The following is a 16,671-nucleotide window of genomic DNA, read 5'->3' as shown; positions in this document are numbered from 1 at the left end:
GTCATGCGCGCTGGCAAACTACAATTATCAGGCCGGCTACCGCACCTTGGTAGCCTATGGATGCTGGTGGCTGCCATTGGGTTTGGGGTGATGGGTGCACTGGTTAAGCTTGGCTCACCAAAATTTTCCAACGCAGAGTTAGTGTTTTATCGCTCTATCTTCGGTTTAATCAGCATTTATGGGTACATTGCTTATCACAAGCTCCCACTGCGTACGCCGGTATTAGGCAAGCAAGTGAGCCGTGCCGTGGTCGGGCTGATCTCATTGGCACTGTTCTTTTACGCCATTGCACACCTACCACTGGCTACCGCCATCACACTCAATTACACCTCTGCATTATTTTTGGCAGCGCTCACGCCTTTTTTACTGCACGAGAAGCCAAAACCCATTTTATTAGGCACCATCCTGCTTGGCTTTCTTGGCATCGCGCTACTGCTTAAACCCAGTTTTTCTAGCCAAAACATGCTAGCTGGTGCGCTTGGTTTACTATCAGGATTTGGCGCATCAATGGCTTATGTACACGTAAAACAGTTAGGGGCACTACAAGAGCCCGATTGGCGCACCGTGTTCTACTTTACCTGTATCTCGACAGTCATCAGCGGACTGTGGATGTTATTCGACCACTTTTCTGCACTGGCATGGCAAGACTTACCATTGCTATTAGGCTTGGGCGTATCTGCCACCATTGGGCAACTGGCCATGACGCGTGCTTACAGAACAGGCAATACACTGATTGTGGCCAGCTTAGCCTATACCACCGTCATTTTTGCTACCTTGTTAGGCGTGATTTTTTGGCAAGAGACATTAAGTGCCAGCGAATATATCGCTATCGGCATGATTATTTTGAGTGGGATGATTAGCGTCAATACCACGACTCAGAAAAAATCAACCGCGTAAATCACACACAGAGTATTTAAGCTATAGACATTTAATTCACTTAGGATTAATCTTAATATCCTACTTTAACTTTATTGCGCTAATGACTTGATGTATAAACTTATGCATTCATTTCGATTGGTATGCTTTGTAAGCGCATCTCTTGTGCTTTCCGGCTGTTTAGGTGGCACCATCGCGCAACAAATCGCACGCTCTATTGCAACCAGCGTAGCGGATAACGCAATAGGAAGTGCGGTAGAAGCTGAAGATAAAAAGGCAGCCGCTAAGCAGCCAACACTCAACAGCATGTTGTACAACCCAACACCCGACCCCTACCGCAATGCCATGCTGAATATGGACTTTGCACCGCTGAAAGCAATCCAAGAACCCTTACCTGAATACCCGACAGAAGCACAAGAAATTCCAATCGTGATTCTTAAAACCAACCCGCTAGTACAGGTGGAGTTATTTAATTTGTTGATTGGTGAAGAAAAGTTGGCGGTGTTTGAAAAAGCGCGCATGCAGGGCGCACTTAACTTACCAGATGCTGCGGAGTGGCAAGAGTGGCAGGTGGCAACAGGTAAAATCCAATCGCCTCCACAAAGCACGCAGACACTGATTACCTTTCTACTTCCACCTTCATTCGGCAAGCCCCCTAGTGGCAGCATGACCACCGTGGAGTTGTCTCAATCCGGCGACCTCAATATCGCACGCTATAAATCTAACTAATTAAGTAAGCTACTTAAGGATCAATCAACCCACTGCGCATGGCGATTAACGCAATCTCAGCAGAGTTGTTGGCATTTAATTTTTGTTTAATGTTGTAGAGATGGGTGCCCACGGTTCTTGGGCTTAAAAATAGCGTTTCTGCAATTTCGTTGGTGGTTTTGCCTTTGGCCAAAGACATAAACACTTCAAATTCGCGCTCACTCAACACATCCACAGGGTTTTGCTCTCCGGACAATTGCTGAATGGCCATTTGTTGCGCCACACTGGCTTCTATGTATTTCTTACCACTGGCTACGCTACGAATCGCCTTAATCAACTCTTCTGCCGCACTGCGCTTCGTCAGATAGCCCATAGCGCCAGCATTCAGCACTCGCTTAGGGTGCACCGAGTCCTCATGCGCAGATAACACCAAGATTCTTGCATGGCTGTCTTTAGCTAAAATCCGCTCTATCGCTTCCATGCCGCCAATACCAGGCATGGTAATATCCATCACCACCACATCCGGCTTATGTTCTACATAGCCTTTAATACCGGCCTCACCGTTCTCAGCCTCCGCGATCACTTTAATATCATTTGCGGATTCCAGCAGCATTTTAAATCCCATGCGCACTACCGCATGATCATCCACCAGCATCACGTTAATCTGACCCATACCACTCCTTTTTCATTACATTCGCTCGCTATTTCAGGTATTCAATGCTTTTGGAATCACAATCGAGATTGTAGTTCCACGCGATTTTTTTTGCAGGCTAGACACAATATTAAACTGCCCGTGTAATGCCTGCACTCGTTCGCGCATACCCAGTAAGCCAAAGTGATTGCTTTGATCTACCTGTGAAACTTCCATACCCTTGCCATCATCTTGAATCGTCAACGCTAAATCGCCCTGCTGATTTGCGTGTAGTTGAATGTGTACACGTTTGGCATCTGCATGTTTTACTACATTATTGATAGATTCTTGCACGATACGAAACACATTGATATTAATGTTTTCACCTAATTGATTGAGGTTGCCAGATAAATCTAGATCGATGGCCAGATTAGGGTGCTGGCTTTGACAGGTGTTGACTAAATCTCGCAGCGTTTCGCTCAAGCCTAAGTTATCTAGCGAGCCCGGGCGCAATTGGCGAATAATATTGTGCATGCCATCGTAAATATGATTGGCTGCGGCAACAATGGTCTGCGCACTTGCCTCAACATCGGGTGCTTTTTCTTTGGTTTTGTTGGCAATGGCCACCGCAAATGTTTTGATAGCTGTGACATATTGACCTAGTTCATCATGCAACTCGCGCGCCAAACTTCTGCGTTCATCCTCAATATGCTTTTGTATTAAGTGCGTAAGCTGACGGTTTTCTTCCAACTGACGTTCAGCATCTAACGAGACCACCATGCGGTTTAAACTATGTCCGATCTTATCAAACTCTGGCAGCTTAAAGTCTGGCAACTTCACAGTCAGGTCGCCCTGCTCTACACTATTGATGGCATTAAGAATATGACGTACCGGACGCAAAGCATGGCTTAATAAGGCATATACCATTAAGTTAAGGGTCACAAAAAACCCTACACCTATCAGAATTAATTGCTGAAACCCGGACCATGCCTCTCGCACTGATCCACCAGGGCTAGAAGTCACAATTAAGGTGCCATAATGAATACGGCGCTGTACCGATTCTTTTTGCGGCTCTACTAATTTAACAAACCATTGTGGCGGTACCACATCGCTTTTAAAGGTCGATTCGGGCGAGATATAAAGCGGATTTCCCGCGTGATCATATAACTCGATATGGCTGCTACGTACATAGCCTAAAGAGCGCAAAAACTCTTGCATTACCAAATGCGTTGGACCAAAACTCGGGTTCATGGCAGAACTCACAATGACCGTATCTAACAGTTGCACCGTCACACGGGTAGCGGCTTCCACCCGTTCACGGATAGAAATACGTGTGTCAATCACCAGTACCCAACCCACGGCGAGCATAAACGCGAGAGAAAGCATCGTCACCAGCAGATTTAATCTAAAGCGTAAACTCATACCATCCATGTGCAACAAAAGCCGTAGTATCTGCGCAATTGCTCTCGCACCCCTAGTGTAAAAACCATTAAAAGTGTAAAAACCATTCAAAAGGCGTAAAAACTATTAAAAAACCTAAAACCAATCAAGCTAATCTTCTATGCTTATTTTCTTATATTCGGCCGGCACAGGTGGATATGCAAGCTTGAGCGATTTAAGCGCATTCAGCAATAACCGGGATATCAGCAAGTTGCGATTGGTTTTGGAGTCAGCGGGCACTACATACCACGGTGCATAGCTTGTAGAGGTGGCTTGCAATGCATTCTCATAAGCCACCATGTATTTTGACCACACAGCACGCTCATTTAAATCACCGGGATTGAATTTCCACGTTTTGGTAGGGTCATCTAAACGCTCTTCCATGCGCACTTTCTGTTCTTCTTTAGAAATATGCAGAAAACATTTGATGACGAGCGTGCCGGTTTCGGTCAACATGCGTTCAAAGTCATTGATTTGTGTAAAGCGGCGTTTACACTCAGCTTCATCTATCCAGTCGTGCACTTTTACAATTAGCACATCCTCATAGTGGCTACGATTAAAAATCACAATCTCGCCTTTTTTGGGCACTTGGCTGTGTACACGCCACAAATAATCATGCGCTAACTCATCTGCACTGGGGGCTTTAAAGCTGGCTAAACGAATGCCTAATGGATCACACTCACTGAACACATGTTTGACCGTGCCATCTTTTCCGCTGGCATCCATGCCTTGCAAAATCAGCAATACTTTATGCTTGGCTTGCGCATGCAAGATATCCTGCAATGCATTAATCTCTACCGCCAATTTTTCCAACGCTAATGCATCTTTGGCTTTGCTATCGCTGCGTTCAGATTTATCGTTAGGTTGAATACTACTTAAAGAGAATTTGCTATTTGGTTTGACTTTGTATTGGTCTAGATTTTTATCGAGCGATTTTTCTTGATTGGCCATGGTGAACCCCACTAACAGAACAGCATCAATTTAACACGTCAGGCAGCAGATGCAAACTCACAATGCTTGTATGAAATTGGTCCGTAGGTGGCTATCTCTACGGTAGATGGTTTACTCGGTAAATGTTGTGGGTTGCTTGGCGAGTGCTTTTTCTTCTTCAATGCGGTACAGCCAAGCCAAAATTTCCGCAATGGCCAAATAAAGCGCTGGTGGAATATGCTGATCCAAATCCACCTGCATCAGCATTTGCATCAGCTCTTTAGATTCGTGCACGAACACATTATGCTCTTTGGCCAGCGCGATAATGTGCTCTGCCACCAAACCCTGCCCTTTTGCGACAACTCGCGGCGCATAATCGCCAGTGTCGTAAGCCAGCGCGATGGCTTGCTGATGATACTTTGTCGGCAGATGGCTCATAGGCTTATTCGCGCTCCTGTATCACAGTAGGCGTTTGCGTCACGGTCAATGCATCTATCGATTGGTGATTCTCTTGCATGGTTTGCGCCAGCTTGGTTTTTTGCTGCTGTAACAAGGCAAAGGTGTCGGTACGCCCGCTTTCCAAATGAATGCGCAAATGACCATTGACCAAACTTAGCTTGGCCTTTACTTCACCCAGATGTGGGAAATCAATCTTGAGTTCAGTCGCGGTCCAAGTCGCTTCTGGCGATTCCGACTGGGCTTGCGCATTGGAGTCCGAGGGTAAACGCTGCTGATAAACATCCCAAGTCATGGTTTGGCCCGGCCATACTTCGCCATGCCATGAAAAGCGCTGATGTTCCAGCACAGCTAACTGCTGAAACGTGATGTGTGCCGGATTAAATCCGGCTTGATTTTGCGGCTCTTGCCTCAATTGGCTCAACGCATATTGGCCTTGTGAAAGCGCCTGTAAATGCGACTCGTAAAATAAGCCGGTCTGACTTAGCGCTTGCTTTAAATCTTGCGCCACCAACTGTGGCTTGTTAGGGAAATGGGTAATCACGTTGATGGCTTCATAACGTGTAGATAGTTGCTGTGCTTCTGCTTGCCCCAGATACTGTCCAAGCAGGCTACCGGCTTGGCTTAAATTGACAGCTGTGCCGGTGTAGCCCACAGTGGTGGGTTGCTTGAGCAAAAAGGTGAGCTCAGGTTGCGCCTGCAAATATTGCAATGATAAAGTTTGCCCCAGTTTGGCCTGCTGTCCGATATCCATTTTCAACAACAATGGCTGTGCCTGTGTTAGATTTGCTTGCGCTTGATTTGGATTGACCTGTGTTTGTTTTGAGTTAATTTGCACTAGAAAAGTCGTATCACTGACCCGTTGCATCACGCGTGCGTCATAGGTCTCACCGGGGGTTAAGTGCTTTGCTTGCGCCGCCAGCTCTTGCGAAGGCGTATTGATTGCGCCCACCGGCAATACGGGTACCACGCGATAAACCGACCCAATCTGCTGGGGATTGCTTGGCTCTGGTTTATGAATAAACATGGCAAAGACTACATTTGATAAGCGCTATTCAACTTTGCTTGCATTTGCGCGGCTTGTGACTGGCTGGGTTGCACCCACTGGCTAAGCTTTTGCATCCATGGATGAATAAGCAATTTAAGCTGATGATCATCCGCCAAAATACGCTGAATAATCTCTATTTTCTGTGATTTGGTTTCTTGCGTGAGGATACTTGTGCGCTCTAACACTTTAATCTGCGCTACGTTTTCTAAGTAGCCAGCCTCTAATTCAGATACTTTATCCCAGTTATTCTGCTTGGCCGCAGCCAGCATTTGCGCCATGGTGTCGGCCAGTGCGGTGTATGCTGGTATCAGTGTTTGTGCTTGCATGTATACGCCTAAAATACTAATCGGTTATAGTTAGCTGGAATATTGGCTTGTGGCCGCATCGCCACTACTTTCGCCAGATCCGCAGCGTTTGGTTTTTGGTTTTCAATCGCTTCCCACGCGCCTTTCAGCTCTGTGAGCAGGCCAATCACCTCTTCAACCAATGGCGCTTGATTATGGATATTGGCCATGGTTAAACGTTGTGACATATAGGCGTACAAAGCATCTAAGCTTTGTGCGATCTCACCGCCAGCTTTTTTATCTAAGCTTAAACGTAGGCCACTTTCAATGATTAAAATGGCTTTAGAAATCATCTCACCTTTATGCTGTATATCTTGATTAGCCATGTGCGTAATGGCATTGCGGCAAGCTGAAATAGCGCCTTCATACAGCATCACCACTAATTTATTGGGGCTTGCGGCGACCACACCTGTTTCTAAACCCAATTGGGCGTAAACATTGGCACCATTACTTTTAAATCCAAACATGTTATGTCCCCTTTTTATTAGTTATTGCCGAGCGCTGAAATCTGCTGTGAGAGATACGAGCTTGTATTTTGCATACTCGATAACAGTGTATCCAAACGTGTGTATTGATCACGGTAACGTTTCTCAATCACGGTCATTTTCAAATTAAACGCATCGGTCTGTTGCTCTAAACGTTTCACTGAAGCCGTAATGCCATCCGTACGTGCTGCCAGCAAACCTTCATCGTCCAGCAATCCATCCAAAATATCATCCAACTGTGCAGCATAGCCTTTCACAAAAGTCACCGTACCGCGTGCGCCTGTGCTGCCTCCGGTCACTTTAATTCGTAAGCCTTCGCTTACATCACCGGCTGCACCAATCAACTCTTGATTCAAACCAGTGCCGGCAACACCGTTGATCATGCCTAGCATATTAGTATTATCGGAACCTAATTGCGAAACTGTAATGGGATAGGTGCCAGATTGTGTTTTACTGGTGCTACCAAGGTAAGATACTTGCGCATCCGAAGTCCTAGCAGAGGTCGAAAACAATGCTGCAATATCATCAAAATGGTTGCTAATCGCATCGGTCAGCTTAGTGCTGTCTAATGCCAATTTACCATCACGCTGAAAGCTCACGCCAATGTCGGTCAACGAAGTAATCGTGCCGCCCGTATCCACCACTTTGGTCACCACAGATTTAATTTGCGCCGTGATATTGCGTGCAGTCGCATCGCCTAACAACTTACCGGAAGATTTTCCAGTTTCGTCATATTTGGTGAGGGTACGCAAGGTATCGTTCAGCTTGTTATACGCATCCACAAAGGCCGTCACCGATTCTTTGATTTTGGCTTGATCAGACGCCACAGCCAAATTGACGGGCTGACTATTGCTGGTGCCTAGCAAATTAAGGGTAATGCCTTCAATCGCATCACTCACACTATTGCTGGCTTTTACTACATCAATGCCATCAATATTGAGCAACGCATTCAGTGGTGCTTGTAACTGGCTCATGTTCTTGCCAGCGCCCGCAGTCGATAATGGATCATAAGCCAATCTCGATAAACCCGTGTTATCCGTTGGATTACCGTCATCATCGGCTACGGTAATCTTCAGACTATTCACCTCGCCCGTTTCTTTAGAGGTAATCACCAAGCGATTGGCAGTACCATCATTGACGATGGTGGCCGTCACGCCACCATTGGCAGCGTTAATCGCATCTCGCACACCCGCTAGCGTGTTATTGCTTGCATCGATAGTGACATCAAATGAGGTCTTGTTTGGATTGGCAGTAAAGCTAGCAGGCGTGGCGGGTGAAACAATCTCAGGAGCATACGTACCAAACGCTATGGTCAATTTGCCAGTGCCGATGACATCCGTGGTATTGGCCACGCCATCTAAAGCAATTTTCTGTGATTTTGCGAGTTGATTCACGGTGATTGCGTAATCACCAATAGTTGCACTGCCATTTGCCGTAGCGGTAAACATGCTAGGCGTGGCAGATGTGGCAGATTGTGCGTTAAATTTGGAAGCAGCTGCCAGTGCACTGACCGAAGTTTGAAACGTGGAAAGTGCACTTTTTAAAGTGCCATAAGCCGTAAGCTTAGCTTCGTAAGCAGTTTTTTGGTTGGTAATTAAGGTGAGCGGTCGTTGTTCAACGCTCATTAAGCTACTGACAATTGAATTAACATCAATTGCTGAGGTACTTGAGACTGTTGCCATAATTATCCATCCTTAATATTTACTGCATCCTATTAAAGCGCACGCTTGCTGTTACGCCGTTTGTCTAATCACCAAGCCTTGTAACTTATCCAGCGTCTTGGTAATCGCCATTACTTCTTCGTTAGGAATCTGTCTTAACACTTTTTGGGTGGCGGTATCGACGACTTTGACGACAATCCGCTCAGATTCCTGATCAATTGAAAACTGAATGGTTTGTAACGCAGGCGCTACATAATCATTCAATTTCTTCACTGCGCCAGTCAATGTTGCTCTATCTAATTCAACAGCAGCTGGTAAAGACTCTTCTGGCTTCGTAACGACTTTTAGGCCACTAGTGGCCTGAACGGTTTGACTTCCTGGAACAGCAGTTAATTTAGCTGTACCGTATGCATCTAAAGAAGATTGGAACATGTTGTACTCCCTATCTTACTGAAAATTCCACAGAGCTTTCGCCCTGTGGAAGTCAATTTACTCAAGTTACGAATTACCCTCTTAACAAGCTCAATACGTTGTTTGGTAGTGAGTTTGCTTGCGCTAACATCGCTGTACCTGCTTGTTGCAAGATTTGACCGCGTGTTAAGTTAGCTGTTTCTGCAGCAAAGTCTGTATCCATGATGCGTGATTTAGCTGCTGATTGGTTCTCTGAAGCCACTTGCAAGTTACCTACCACAGCTTCAAAACGGTTTTGTACCGCACCCAATGTCGCACGTTTAGTATTCGTTGCATCTAACGCTGTATCGATTGCACCTAACGCTGTTGTTGCTGCTGCTGCTGTTGAAACGCTACCTGTAATGGTTGCTGCAGCTACTGCTGATACAGAGATCGTGTCGCCAGAATCAGCACCGATTTGGAATGTAGTTGAACCACCACCAAACACTGCTGTACCGTTAAACTTAGTAGCTGTACCGATACGTGTTACCTCTGCAGCTAGTTCTTGGAACTCAGCATCTAGGTTTGTACGGTCACCAGCAGAGTTACTGCCGTTGGCAGATTGCACTGCCAATTCACGCATACGTTGTAATGCGTCAGTTACTTTACTCAAACCACCTTCAGCAGTTTGTGCGAAAGAAATCGCATCGTTTGCATTACGCATCGCTACGTTCATGCCACGTACTTGTGAGTCCATACGTGTTGCAATCGCCATACCAGCAGCGTCATCTTTCGCGCTGTTTACACGTAAGCCAGAAGACAAACGTTGGATAGATGTATTTAAACCTGATTGTGAAGCGCTCAAGTTACGTTGTGTGTTTAATGAAGCAATGTTTGTATTAATTACTGCAGCCATGATAAATCTCCTAAATAAAATAAAATATTCAAATCACCCTACTGTTCGCTTGGCAACTTTTCATATTGCGTCGCACTTAAATCTATTATCGGTAAGCTTTTGTAAAAGTTTAGGGTAAGAACAAAACTTTTTATGAAACAGTTACTTAACCCACATAACCTCAAACAATTACCGATTAAGCAGACCCGATGAATATGATGTCGGCTATCATTTTCAAAACTTTAGGGTAATACCTTTTTATTTAGGGCTGACTCCTTAAAAAAATACGATATATCAGCATGATAGCGATTATTTTGTGTGGTGAAGGGATTAACAAAGAGACAAAAACCAGCTATCTCTTAAGATAAACTTTGAGGAGAATTAGTGCACAAACGTAGATATGCGAGGCAAAAAAAATGGGGTTTGCATAGCAAACCCCGAGGACTACCTCCCGATAGATCTAAACCAGTTGATTCTTAATCGCGTAATGCGTGATGTCTGAGTTATGACGCAAATGCATTTTTTCTAACAAACGTGTGCGGTACATACTCACTGTTTTTACAGAGAGCGATAATTTTTCGGCAATCTCACTCACAGAGAAGCCCGATGAAATCATGATCATCGTTTGGTATTCGCGGTCTGAAAGTGTCTCGTGCGGATTTTGTGTTTTTTCATCACTGACTTGCTCAGCCAAAATCTCGGCCACTTCTGGCGTAATATATTTTTTGCCTTTGGCTAAGGCGTGAATGGCTGACAATAATTCATTAGATGCGCTGTGTTTACATAAGTAGCCAGAAGCACCTGATTTTAAAGCGCGTACAGCGTATTGATCTTCCATATACATAGACAACATCAATACAGACAGTGAAGGATTATCGCGTTTGATGCATTTCAATGCGTCCATGCCGCTGCGGTCTGGCAGTGAAATATCCAGCAACATCACATCGGCTTCAATCTCACGCGCAAATTTAATCGCTTCAGTCGCATTTTCTGCTTCAGCAACCACTTCAATTTCACCGGTGGTGGATAAGATTTGTTTGATGCCTGATCTTAAAATGGCATGGTCATCTACCACAATCACTCTAATTTTTTTGTTGTTCATACGCACCCCTTAACTGTTAATTACATAACAGCAAATTGCGTGCCAAACAAAAAAATAAGTGTAAATTTTTGATAATTTACCAATAAATCATTGTATTTAAACAGTTAATTAAAATTACAAAATGAAAAAGCCACCCTGTGGGTGGCTAACTAACTATCGAAACTACAAGAGAAGTGATGAATTTATAACGGGGTTTATATCGGCAAAGTGACCTCTACTTTGGTACCGCTACTCGCTTGGTCTACCACGCCAATAGATAAGCTACCATTCAATGCAGACACACGTTCTTGCATACCGCGAAGCCCAAATGAGTTGGTTTTTAGTTTATCCACATCATTGATACCAATACCGTTATCAATCACTCGTAGTGTTACCTCATAGCCCGAGGCTTCTAAGCTCACATTCACTTGTGAGGCTTTGGCATATTTCGCAATATTGGAAAGTGATTCTTGGCAGATTCTAAATAAAGCCATCGATTGCTCTGTGGAAAGCATGATCTCTGCTTGATTAGTGCTAAACACACATTTTAAACCGACTTGTTTTTTAAACTGATTCACCTGCCACTCAACTGCATCGACAATACCAAGGTCTAAAATGCTCGGTCTTAAATTGCCAGAGATACGATGTACCGCTTCAAACGTACGGTTCACAATCGCTTCTAAGTTAGCGGTTTGTTCTAAAGATACGGATTGCTGTGCAGCTATTTGTTGTGCAATGCTGGCCAGGCCCATTTTAATAGCGGTTAGATTACCACCCAAGTCATCATGAATCTCGCGCGCAATGCTAATACGCTCTTGCTCTTTCACTTGATTCATATGGGCAGTCAATTGCTCTAGCTCACGGCGTGACTGTTCAATCTCTAACTTCTCTAATTTACTTTGTGTGATGTTCAGCATAATGCCATCCCACTGCACCACACCATCGCCTAACTGGCTAATAGTGGCACGCAAGTTAATCCATTTGGTATCTTGCCAACCATCAATCCACACCCGCCCTTCCCAATCCAATTTTTCTAGGCTTTGCGCACTGCTGATGAGTTTGGCACGTAAATCTTGGCGGTCGCGGGTATTCATAATAGAAAACAACTGCTGTGCATCAACCTGCAAGTCGTTTGCGGTAAGTCCTAGCAACGCTTCACAGCCGTCACTCACATAACGAAAACTCACTTCGTGATCAGCCGTCATTTGCATTTGGAACACCAAGCCAGGAATATTGGAGACAATGGCTTGGAAACGCGATTCACTCTCGCTGAGTGCCATCACTACTTTTTCGTTAGGGGAGATTTCGCTTTTTGTCACAAGAATATATTCGGTTTGACCTGATTGTATTAGCATAACACGGAGTTGATTTTTATGAACCCCAGCCTCAGGCAGCGGCTGATTGACGCTCAATTCGAACAGTGCTTTTTTGTCACGTTGCTGATTCACATACGTAACCAAAGTTTTTGAACTCACGCCGAGGATTGCTTCTAACTGTTCAGGCTGAATCATTAACTCATCATTGCCGATTCTCTTTTGTGCCTCATCACTCGCATAAAGCAAATTCAGCGTGGTGGCATCCAATACATAAATTTCATCGGTAGGCGCCAATGTGAGTGATTTTAAAATTAACTGTGATTCGACAAGTGCTAACAATTGAATTTCCTTACATCAAAAGTGGTATACATCCGGTGTGTTCCTATTGCGCTTTGGCTAAATCCAGCTCAGTCATCACCTTGTTTTTGCCAGATTTCTTGGCTAAATACATGGCTTGATCGGCACGGTGAATCAGACCCGTTTGATCTTCTTCTACTTTAAACAAGGCAATCCCTGCGCTAAACGTAATCAGCAAGCGCTCGTTATTGCCTAAAAAGTATTCTTTGGTCAGCGTGCGTTGCAAACGTGTCATGGTAATGACAGCCTCGTCAATGTTGGTATCTGGCAACAGAATGACGAACTCTTCACCACCAAGCCGGGTCACAATGTCGGTTGGGCGAATGGTTTTTTTGACGACATTGGCCAGATGTTTCAACGCAACATCTCCCACGTGATGCCCGTAGGTATCATTGAGGTGTTTAAAGTTATCAATATCCAGCAGCGCCAATGTTAATGGGCCACCACCGCGACCAAACCTTGAAATTTCAGTGGTCAGTGCGTCATCCAAACCACGTCTGTTTAATACACCGGTGAGTTGATCCATGCGCACGGCTTCACTCAGCTGTGTCAGTTCTTCTTGCAGTTTTTTGATTTTCTCTTGTGAGCTCTCTGCTTCTTCACGTTGATGCAGCAATGCCTCGCGTGAACGCATGATGTCTGCCTGCATGGTGTGCGTATCGCGCATCAGGCCTTCTAACAACTCATTGATTCTCAAAATATCATCAGTCTCAGAGAGCTTATCAGCGTAGACTTCGATTTTTTCGTGGTAGCTACCACTGGTATCCGCCATATGTTTCAAGCGGTCCACAAATGTAGAAATCATCGTTTTGAAGGAGTTTTTTGCTTCGATTAAACTATGTTTAATCATGCCTTGTTTATAGATGACTTCTTTTAAGCTTTTCTCTGCCGATTGAATCTGCACACGATCTAGCGGACCAGAGATAATGGTTTGCACAGTAGCGACTTGCCCTCTTAGCCATTGATCCTCGGCCACCAACTCACTGATATTGCTGAGTAGCAATTTGAGCAATCTTAATAAATCTTGTTTAATGCCTTCTTCGTTTGCACCAATCAGTTCCACCCTCACCAACAGTGCCCTAAATTGCTTGGCCATAAACTGCCAGTCTTTTAATTTGCGGGCCTTTTCAGTCAACACCGCTAGTTCATAGGCTTCTTCACGCAATTCCGGGTAGCCATCTAAACGTGGAATCAATCCGTGGTTCAATGACTGCTTCAACATGTCTTGTAAAATCTGGAAAGTCTCATGAAACTGTTTAGTTTCATCATTGCCTACGCCGATGACAGCGCTCAATTTATTGTCGATTTTTTGCAGTAATGTCGTGTCAGCTTGATTAGCCTCATCTGGCTCGGTCAATGCTGGCATCGCATTCTCACCAACTGGCTCATTCGCACCCCAGCTGGTCGCTAGATTTTGAATTTTGGTAGACAGCTGAGAGTCGCTACCGTAATTAATTAGCACGCGTTCCAGCGTTTCTCTTTTACGCGCAATATCGGTACTGCTACGGCGCGCATCCCAACCTTTGAGTAAAAGACGAATCGCATCGGGCCATTGTTTGGATTGGGTCACACTGCTGTCCATACCTTCATTCAACACATCGGCTAGCCCGGACCAGTTATCCTGCTTCAATAGCTTTTCCCAGCGGTTGATCCAATTGGCTTGCTCTGTGCTCTGATTTGGCAATTGCTTCAATGCTTTTTTAATCGCACTGTTTAAGGTTTCTTTTTGCGGAACACCCGCAATCTCATTGTAAATAAGCTCGTAATTATTGGGCGTAGGCTCAACGCGGCGCATTGCCATTTGCTTAATGGTCTCACGTGCGATATCGGGTGCCGATACAATTTTTTTGGGTTGAGGCGTTGCCATAATAATTCTGAGATTTCCTAAATGGACAATTGTCGTCATAGCATTTTGGCCCGATGTGCATGATTTTGAATGCTTGAAAAAGCACACTTAAGCCCTCTAATTGCTAAAATTAGCGCAGTTTATTAACAAGATTGGCTGGCCTCATCTGTGAGTGATAAGACAAGTGAGAGAAAAATTGCCAAGCGAAGTGAAGTTGAACGAAGGAAAGTATTGTAAAATACTGTTTGGCGGGCCTCCCCGCATTGTAAAGTAGCCAACCTGGTCAGATGCGGAAGCAAGCAGCCACAACTATTGAGCAAGTGCCGGGGGTTTGGCTCGCCTCCTCCACTTGTATGGAAGATAACGTTGTTTGATTGGATCGTTCACATGCATGCCAAACGTTTAGCACTTTTTCATGCCGGACACATCATCTAGTCATCAAGTGTTGGCATGTTACGCACCCATGTATCATTTAACGTATTGACGCAAAGGCCACTAGATGTCTTATCAAGTACTCGCACGTAAGTGGCGTCCCAAATCATTTAATACCTTAGTCGGGCAAGAGCATGTCGTGCGCGCGCTTACCAATGCGCTAGAGCAACAACGCTTGCATCATGCATATTTGTTTACCGGCACACGCGGTGTAGGCAAAACAACCATTGCGCGTATTTTGGCCAAATCCCTTAACTGTGAGCAAGGCATTACCGCTACGCCATGTGGCGTATGCAATGCCTGTACAGAGATTGATAAAGGCCGCTTTATTGATTTGATTGAGGTAGATGCTGCCAGCAACACACAAGTAGATGCCATGCGCGAGCTCCTTGAGAACGCACAATACGCGCCAACGGCAGGCCGCTTTAAAGTCTATATCATCGATGAAGTGCACATGCTTTCTAAGAGCGCATTTAATGCCATGCTGAAGACCCTGGAAGAACCGCCGGCACATGTGAAGTTTATTTTGGCCACGACTGACCCACAAAAAGTGCCGGTAACGGTACTCTCACGCTGCCTGCAGTTTAACTTGCGTCAAATGGCAAGCACCACGATTACAGAACATCTCACGCAAATTTTGCAACAAGAGCAGATTGGGTTTGAAGCCAGCGCTATTCATTTAATTGCGCGTGCCGCTGCCGGCAGCATGCGTGATGCGCTCTCGCTCACAGACCAAGCCATTGCTTATGGCAACCAAACCGTGAATGAAGCAGAAGTACGCAGCATGCTGGGCGCAATTGACCAAAGTTATCTATATGAGATTTTGCAGGCACTGCTTGCGAATGACAGCGCTGCGCTGATTGCCAAAGCAAAAGTCATGGACACCCGTAGCATCTCATTTGAAGCGGCACTGGGCGATCTATCGGGCATACTGCATCAAATTGCCATTGCTAAAACCTGTCCGGAAACCATTGCCAATGATTTGCCAGAGCGTGCTGCACTCTTGCAGTTAGCCGAGACCATTTCTGCTGAAACCCTGCAGCTTTACTACCAAATCAGCATTCTGGGGCGCCGTGATATCGGGTTAGCGCCCGATGAGTATGCAGGCTTCACCATGACCCTGCTGCGTATGTTGGCCTTTACGCCACAAGAAAAACTATCAGATTCTGGCGAGCCAGAACGCAAAGCCGTTACCAACACTACTAATGTCTCCGCCAACTTAGGCGATCAGCGTAAAGCCGTGCCAGAAGTAGCCCCTACCGCACCGCAAATAGCATCTAGCACAACGGAATTAACATCGCCTCAACCCGTTATTAGCAGGCCAATAGCACCAGAACCGACGTTGGCCGATGCACAACAAGAGTCAAACGAGCGCAGCTTTAACGGAGATTGGCGTACGCTAGTAGAACAGCGGCTCAAACTAGGCTTGGCACGTGCATTGGCACAAAACTGCGAAATGGTCACTTATGACGAGCACAGCATTACGCTTAAAGTGGCTGAAACGCACAAGCATTTAGCGAGTCCAAACTATCAAGACAAACTAAGCGATGCGATACATCAACACTTTGGGCGTAAAATCAAATTACAGTTTGAAATCGGCAGCGAGGCCAATACCCCTGCCAAGCAAATAGCGATTGAAAAAGCGACGATTCAATCGAATGCCGAAACCGCTATTTTGCAGGATCATTTTGTGCAATCCTTGATGAGCGATTTTGGCGCCACGATTATTCCTAACTCAATTAAACCTGTTCAATAATTCATTTAATAAAGGAGCA

16 protein-coding genes and 1 other RNA gene are annotated in these 16,671 nt (G+C 45.2%); 4 read left to right on the top strand and 13 right to left on the bottom strand.

Annotated elements, in window-relative coordinates:
• Nucleotides 1–3 precede the first annotated feature (3 nt).
• Nucleotides 4–897, top strand: a complete 894-nt coding sequence (locus tag FG11_RS03625) for a DMT family transporter (protein WP_051436890.1) — start codon at nt 4–6, stop codon at nt 895–897.
• 102 nt (nt 898–999) lie between these two features.
• The gene (locus FG11_RS03620; RefSeq protein WP_235276331.1) at nt 1,000–1,605 is read left to right on the top strand and encodes a hypothetical protein; all 606 of its coding nucleotides are present in this window, start codon (nt 1,000–1,002) and stop codon (nt 1,603–1,605) included.
• A 13-nt stretch (nt 1,606–1,618) separates the two neighbouring features.
• Here FG11_RS03620 and FG11_RS03615 read toward each other — a convergent pair whose 3' ends face one another.
• From FG11_RS03615 to FG11_RS03555, 13 genes are all read right to left on the bottom strand, one after another.
• Complete coding sequence (locus FG11_RS03615) at nt 1,619–2,257, bottom strand: response regulator (RefSeq protein WP_025224070.1); 639 nt, start codon at nt 2,255–2,257, stop codon at nt 1,619–1,621.
• A 33-nt stretch (nt 2,258–2,290) separates the two neighbouring features.
• Nucleotides 2,291–3,637, bottom strand: coding sequence for a histidine kinase (locus FG11_RS03610; RefSeq protein ID WP_025224069.1), 1,347 nt, complete (start codon nt 3,635–3,637; stop codon nt 2,291–2,293).
• Nucleotides 3,638–3,766: 129 nt separating this feature from the next.
• Nucleotides 3,767–4,606: a polyphosphate kinase 2 family protein gene (locus tag FG11_RS03605; RefSeq protein ID WP_047533183.1), complete on the bottom strand. Its 840-nt coding sequence runs from the start codon at nt 4,604–4,606 to the stop codon at nt 3,767–3,769.
• A 111-nt stretch (nt 4,607–4,717) separates the two neighbouring features.
• On the bottom strand, nt 4,718–5,023 hold the full coding sequence (locus FG11_RS03600) for an EscU/YscU/HrcU family type III secretion system export apparatus switch protein (protein ID WP_020181705.1): 306 nt from the start codon (nt 5,021–5,023) through the stop codon (nt 4,718–4,720).
• A gap of 4 nt (nt 5,024–5,027) precedes the next feature.
• Entirely contained in the window at nt 5,028–6,068 is a 1,041-nt protein-coding gene (fliK, locus tag FG11_RS13205; RefSeq protein WP_052184919.1) for a flagellar hook-length control protein FliK, read from the bottom strand.
• 8 nt (nt 6,069–6,076) lie between these two features.
• Nucleotides 6,077–6,415, bottom strand: a complete 339-nt coding sequence (locus FG11_RS03590) for a flagellar protein FliT (RefSeq protein ID WP_020181703.1) — start codon at nt 6,413–6,415, stop codon at nt 6,077–6,079.
• 8 nt (nt 6,416–6,423) lie between these two features.
• A complete protein-coding gene (gene fliS / locus FG11_RS03585) occupies nt 6,424–6,900 on the bottom strand; it encodes a flagellar export chaperone FliS (protein ID WP_020181702.1) in 477 nt (158 codons plus the stop codon).
• 17 nt (nt 6,901–6,917) lie between these two features.
• On the bottom strand, nt 6,918–8,600 hold the full coding sequence (gene fliD / locus FG11_RS03580; RefSeq protein ID WP_020181701.1) for a flagellar filament capping protein FliD: 1,683 nt from the start codon (nt 8,598–8,600) through the stop codon (nt 6,918–6,920).
• 51 nt (nt 8,601–8,651) lie between these two features.
• Nucleotides 8,652–9,011 (bottom strand): flagellar protein FlaG, encoded by a 360-nt coding sequence (locus FG11_RS03575; protein WP_020181700.1) that lies wholly within the window; start codon nt 9,009–9,011, stop codon nt 8,652–8,654.
• Nucleotides 9,012–9,084: 73 nt separating this feature from the next.
• Nucleotides 9,085–9,885, bottom strand: coding sequence for a flagellin N-terminal helical domain-containing protein (locus FG11_RS03570; RefSeq protein ID WP_020181699.1), 801 nt, complete (start codon nt 9,883–9,885; stop codon nt 9,085–9,087).
• Nucleotides 9,886–10,324: 439 nt separating this feature from the next.
• Nucleotides 10,325–10,966, bottom strand: a complete 642-nt coding sequence (locus FG11_RS03565; RefSeq protein WP_020181698.1) for a response regulator — start codon at nt 10,964–10,966, stop codon at nt 10,325–10,327.
• 194 nt (nt 10,967–11,160) lie between these two features.
• Nucleotides 11,161–12,600 (bottom strand): PAS domain-containing sensor histidine kinase, encoded by a 1,440-nt coding sequence (locus tag FG11_RS03560; RefSeq protein ID WP_020181697.1) that lies wholly within the window; start codon nt 12,598–12,600, stop codon nt 11,161–11,163.
• Between the two features lie 43 nt (nt 12,601–12,643).
• Nucleotides 12,644–14,485 (bottom strand): GGDEF domain-containing protein, encoded by a 1,842-nt coding sequence (locus FG11_RS03555; RefSeq protein ID WP_020181696.1) that lies wholly within the window; start codon nt 14,483–14,485, stop codon nt 12,644–12,646.
• A gap of 226 nt (nt 14,486–14,711) precedes the next feature.
• On the opposite strand from FG11_RS03555, the gene ffs reads away from it, so the two are divergent.
• Both ffs and dnaX read left to right on the top strand, forming a co-directional pair.
• Nucleotides 14,712–14,808, top strand: an RNA gene (gene ffs, locus FG11_RS13410) — signal recognition particle sRNA small type.
• Nucleotides 14,809–14,963: 155 nt separating this feature from the next.
• Complete coding sequence (gene dnaX / locus FG11_RS03550) at nt 14,964–16,652, top strand: DNA polymerase III subunit gamma/tau (RefSeq protein ID WP_047533181.1); 1,689 nt, start codon at nt 14,964–14,966, stop codon at nt 16,650–16,652.
• Nucleotides 16,653–16,671 lie beyond the last annotated feature (19 nt).

This window comes from Methylotenera sp. N17, assembly GCF_000799155.1.
GTDB lineage: Bacteria > Pseudomonadota > Gammaproteobacteria > Burkholderiales > Methylophilaceae > Methylophilus.
The sequence above is the reverse complement of the archived record's forward strand: the minus strand, read 5'-3'. Positions and strand labels throughout refer to the sequence as shown.

What these genes read in the sequence shown, in the direction of transcription:
- FG11_RS03625 (WP_051436890.1), top strand. Translation starts at nt 4, where the DNA reads ATGCGCGCTGGCAAACTACAATTATCAGGCCGGCTACCGCACCTTGGT.
- FG11_RS03620 (WP_235276331.1), top strand. Translation starts at nt 1,000, where the DNA reads ATGCATTCATTTCGATTGGTATGCTTTGTAAGCGCATCTCTTGTGCTT.
- FG11_RS03615 (WP_025224070.1), bottom strand. Translation starts at nt 2,257, where the DNA reads ATGGGTCAGATTAACGTGATGCTGGTGGATGATCATGCGGTAGTGCGC.
- FG11_RS03610 (WP_025224069.1), bottom strand. Translation starts at nt 3,637, where the DNA reads ATGAGTTTACGCTTTAGATTAAATCTGCTGGTGACGATGCTTTCTCTC.
- FG11_RS03605 (WP_047533183.1), bottom strand. Translation starts at nt 4,606, where the DNA reads ATGGCCAATCAAGAAAAATCGCTCGATAAAAATCTAGACCAATACAAA.
- FG11_RS03600 (WP_020181705.1), bottom strand. Translation starts at nt 5,023, where the DNA reads ATGAGCCATCTGCCGACAAAGTATCATCAGCAAGCCATCGCGCTGGCT.
- fliK (WP_052184919.1), bottom strand. Translation starts at nt 6,068, where the DNA reads ATGTTTATTCATAAACCAGAGCCAAGCAATCCCCAGCAGATTGGGTCG.
- FG11_RS03590 (WP_020181703.1), bottom strand. Translation starts at nt 6,415, where the DNA reads ATGCAAGCACAAACACTGATACCAGCATACACCGCACTGGCCGACACC.
- fliS (WP_020181702.1), bottom strand. Translation starts at nt 6,900, where the DNA reads ATGTTTGGATTTAAAAGTAATGGTGCCAATGTTTACGCCCAATTGGGT.
- fliD (WP_020181701.1), bottom strand. Translation starts at nt 8,600, where the DNA reads ATGGCAACAGTCTCAAGTACCTCAGCAATTGATGTTAATTCAATTGTC.
- FG11_RS03575 (WP_020181700.1), bottom strand. Translation starts at nt 9,011, where the DNA reads ATGTTCCAATCTTCTTTAGATGCATACGGTACAGCTAAATTAACTGCT.
- FG11_RS03570 (WP_020181699.1), bottom strand. Translation starts at nt 9,885, where the DNA reads ATGGCTGCAGTAATTAATACAAACATTGCTTCATTAAACACACAACGT.
- FG11_RS03565 (WP_020181698.1), bottom strand. Translation starts at nt 10,966, where the DNA reads ATGAACAACAAAAAAATTAGAGTGATTGTGGTAGATGACCATGCCATT.
- FG11_RS03555 (WP_020181696.1), bottom strand. Translation starts at nt 14,485, where the DNA reads ATGGCAACGCCTCAACCCAAAAAAATTGTATCGGCACCCGATATCGCA.
- dnaX (WP_047533181.1), top strand. Translation starts at nt 14,964, where the DNA reads ATGTCTTATCAAGTACTCGCACGTAAGTGGCGTCCCAAATCATTTAAT.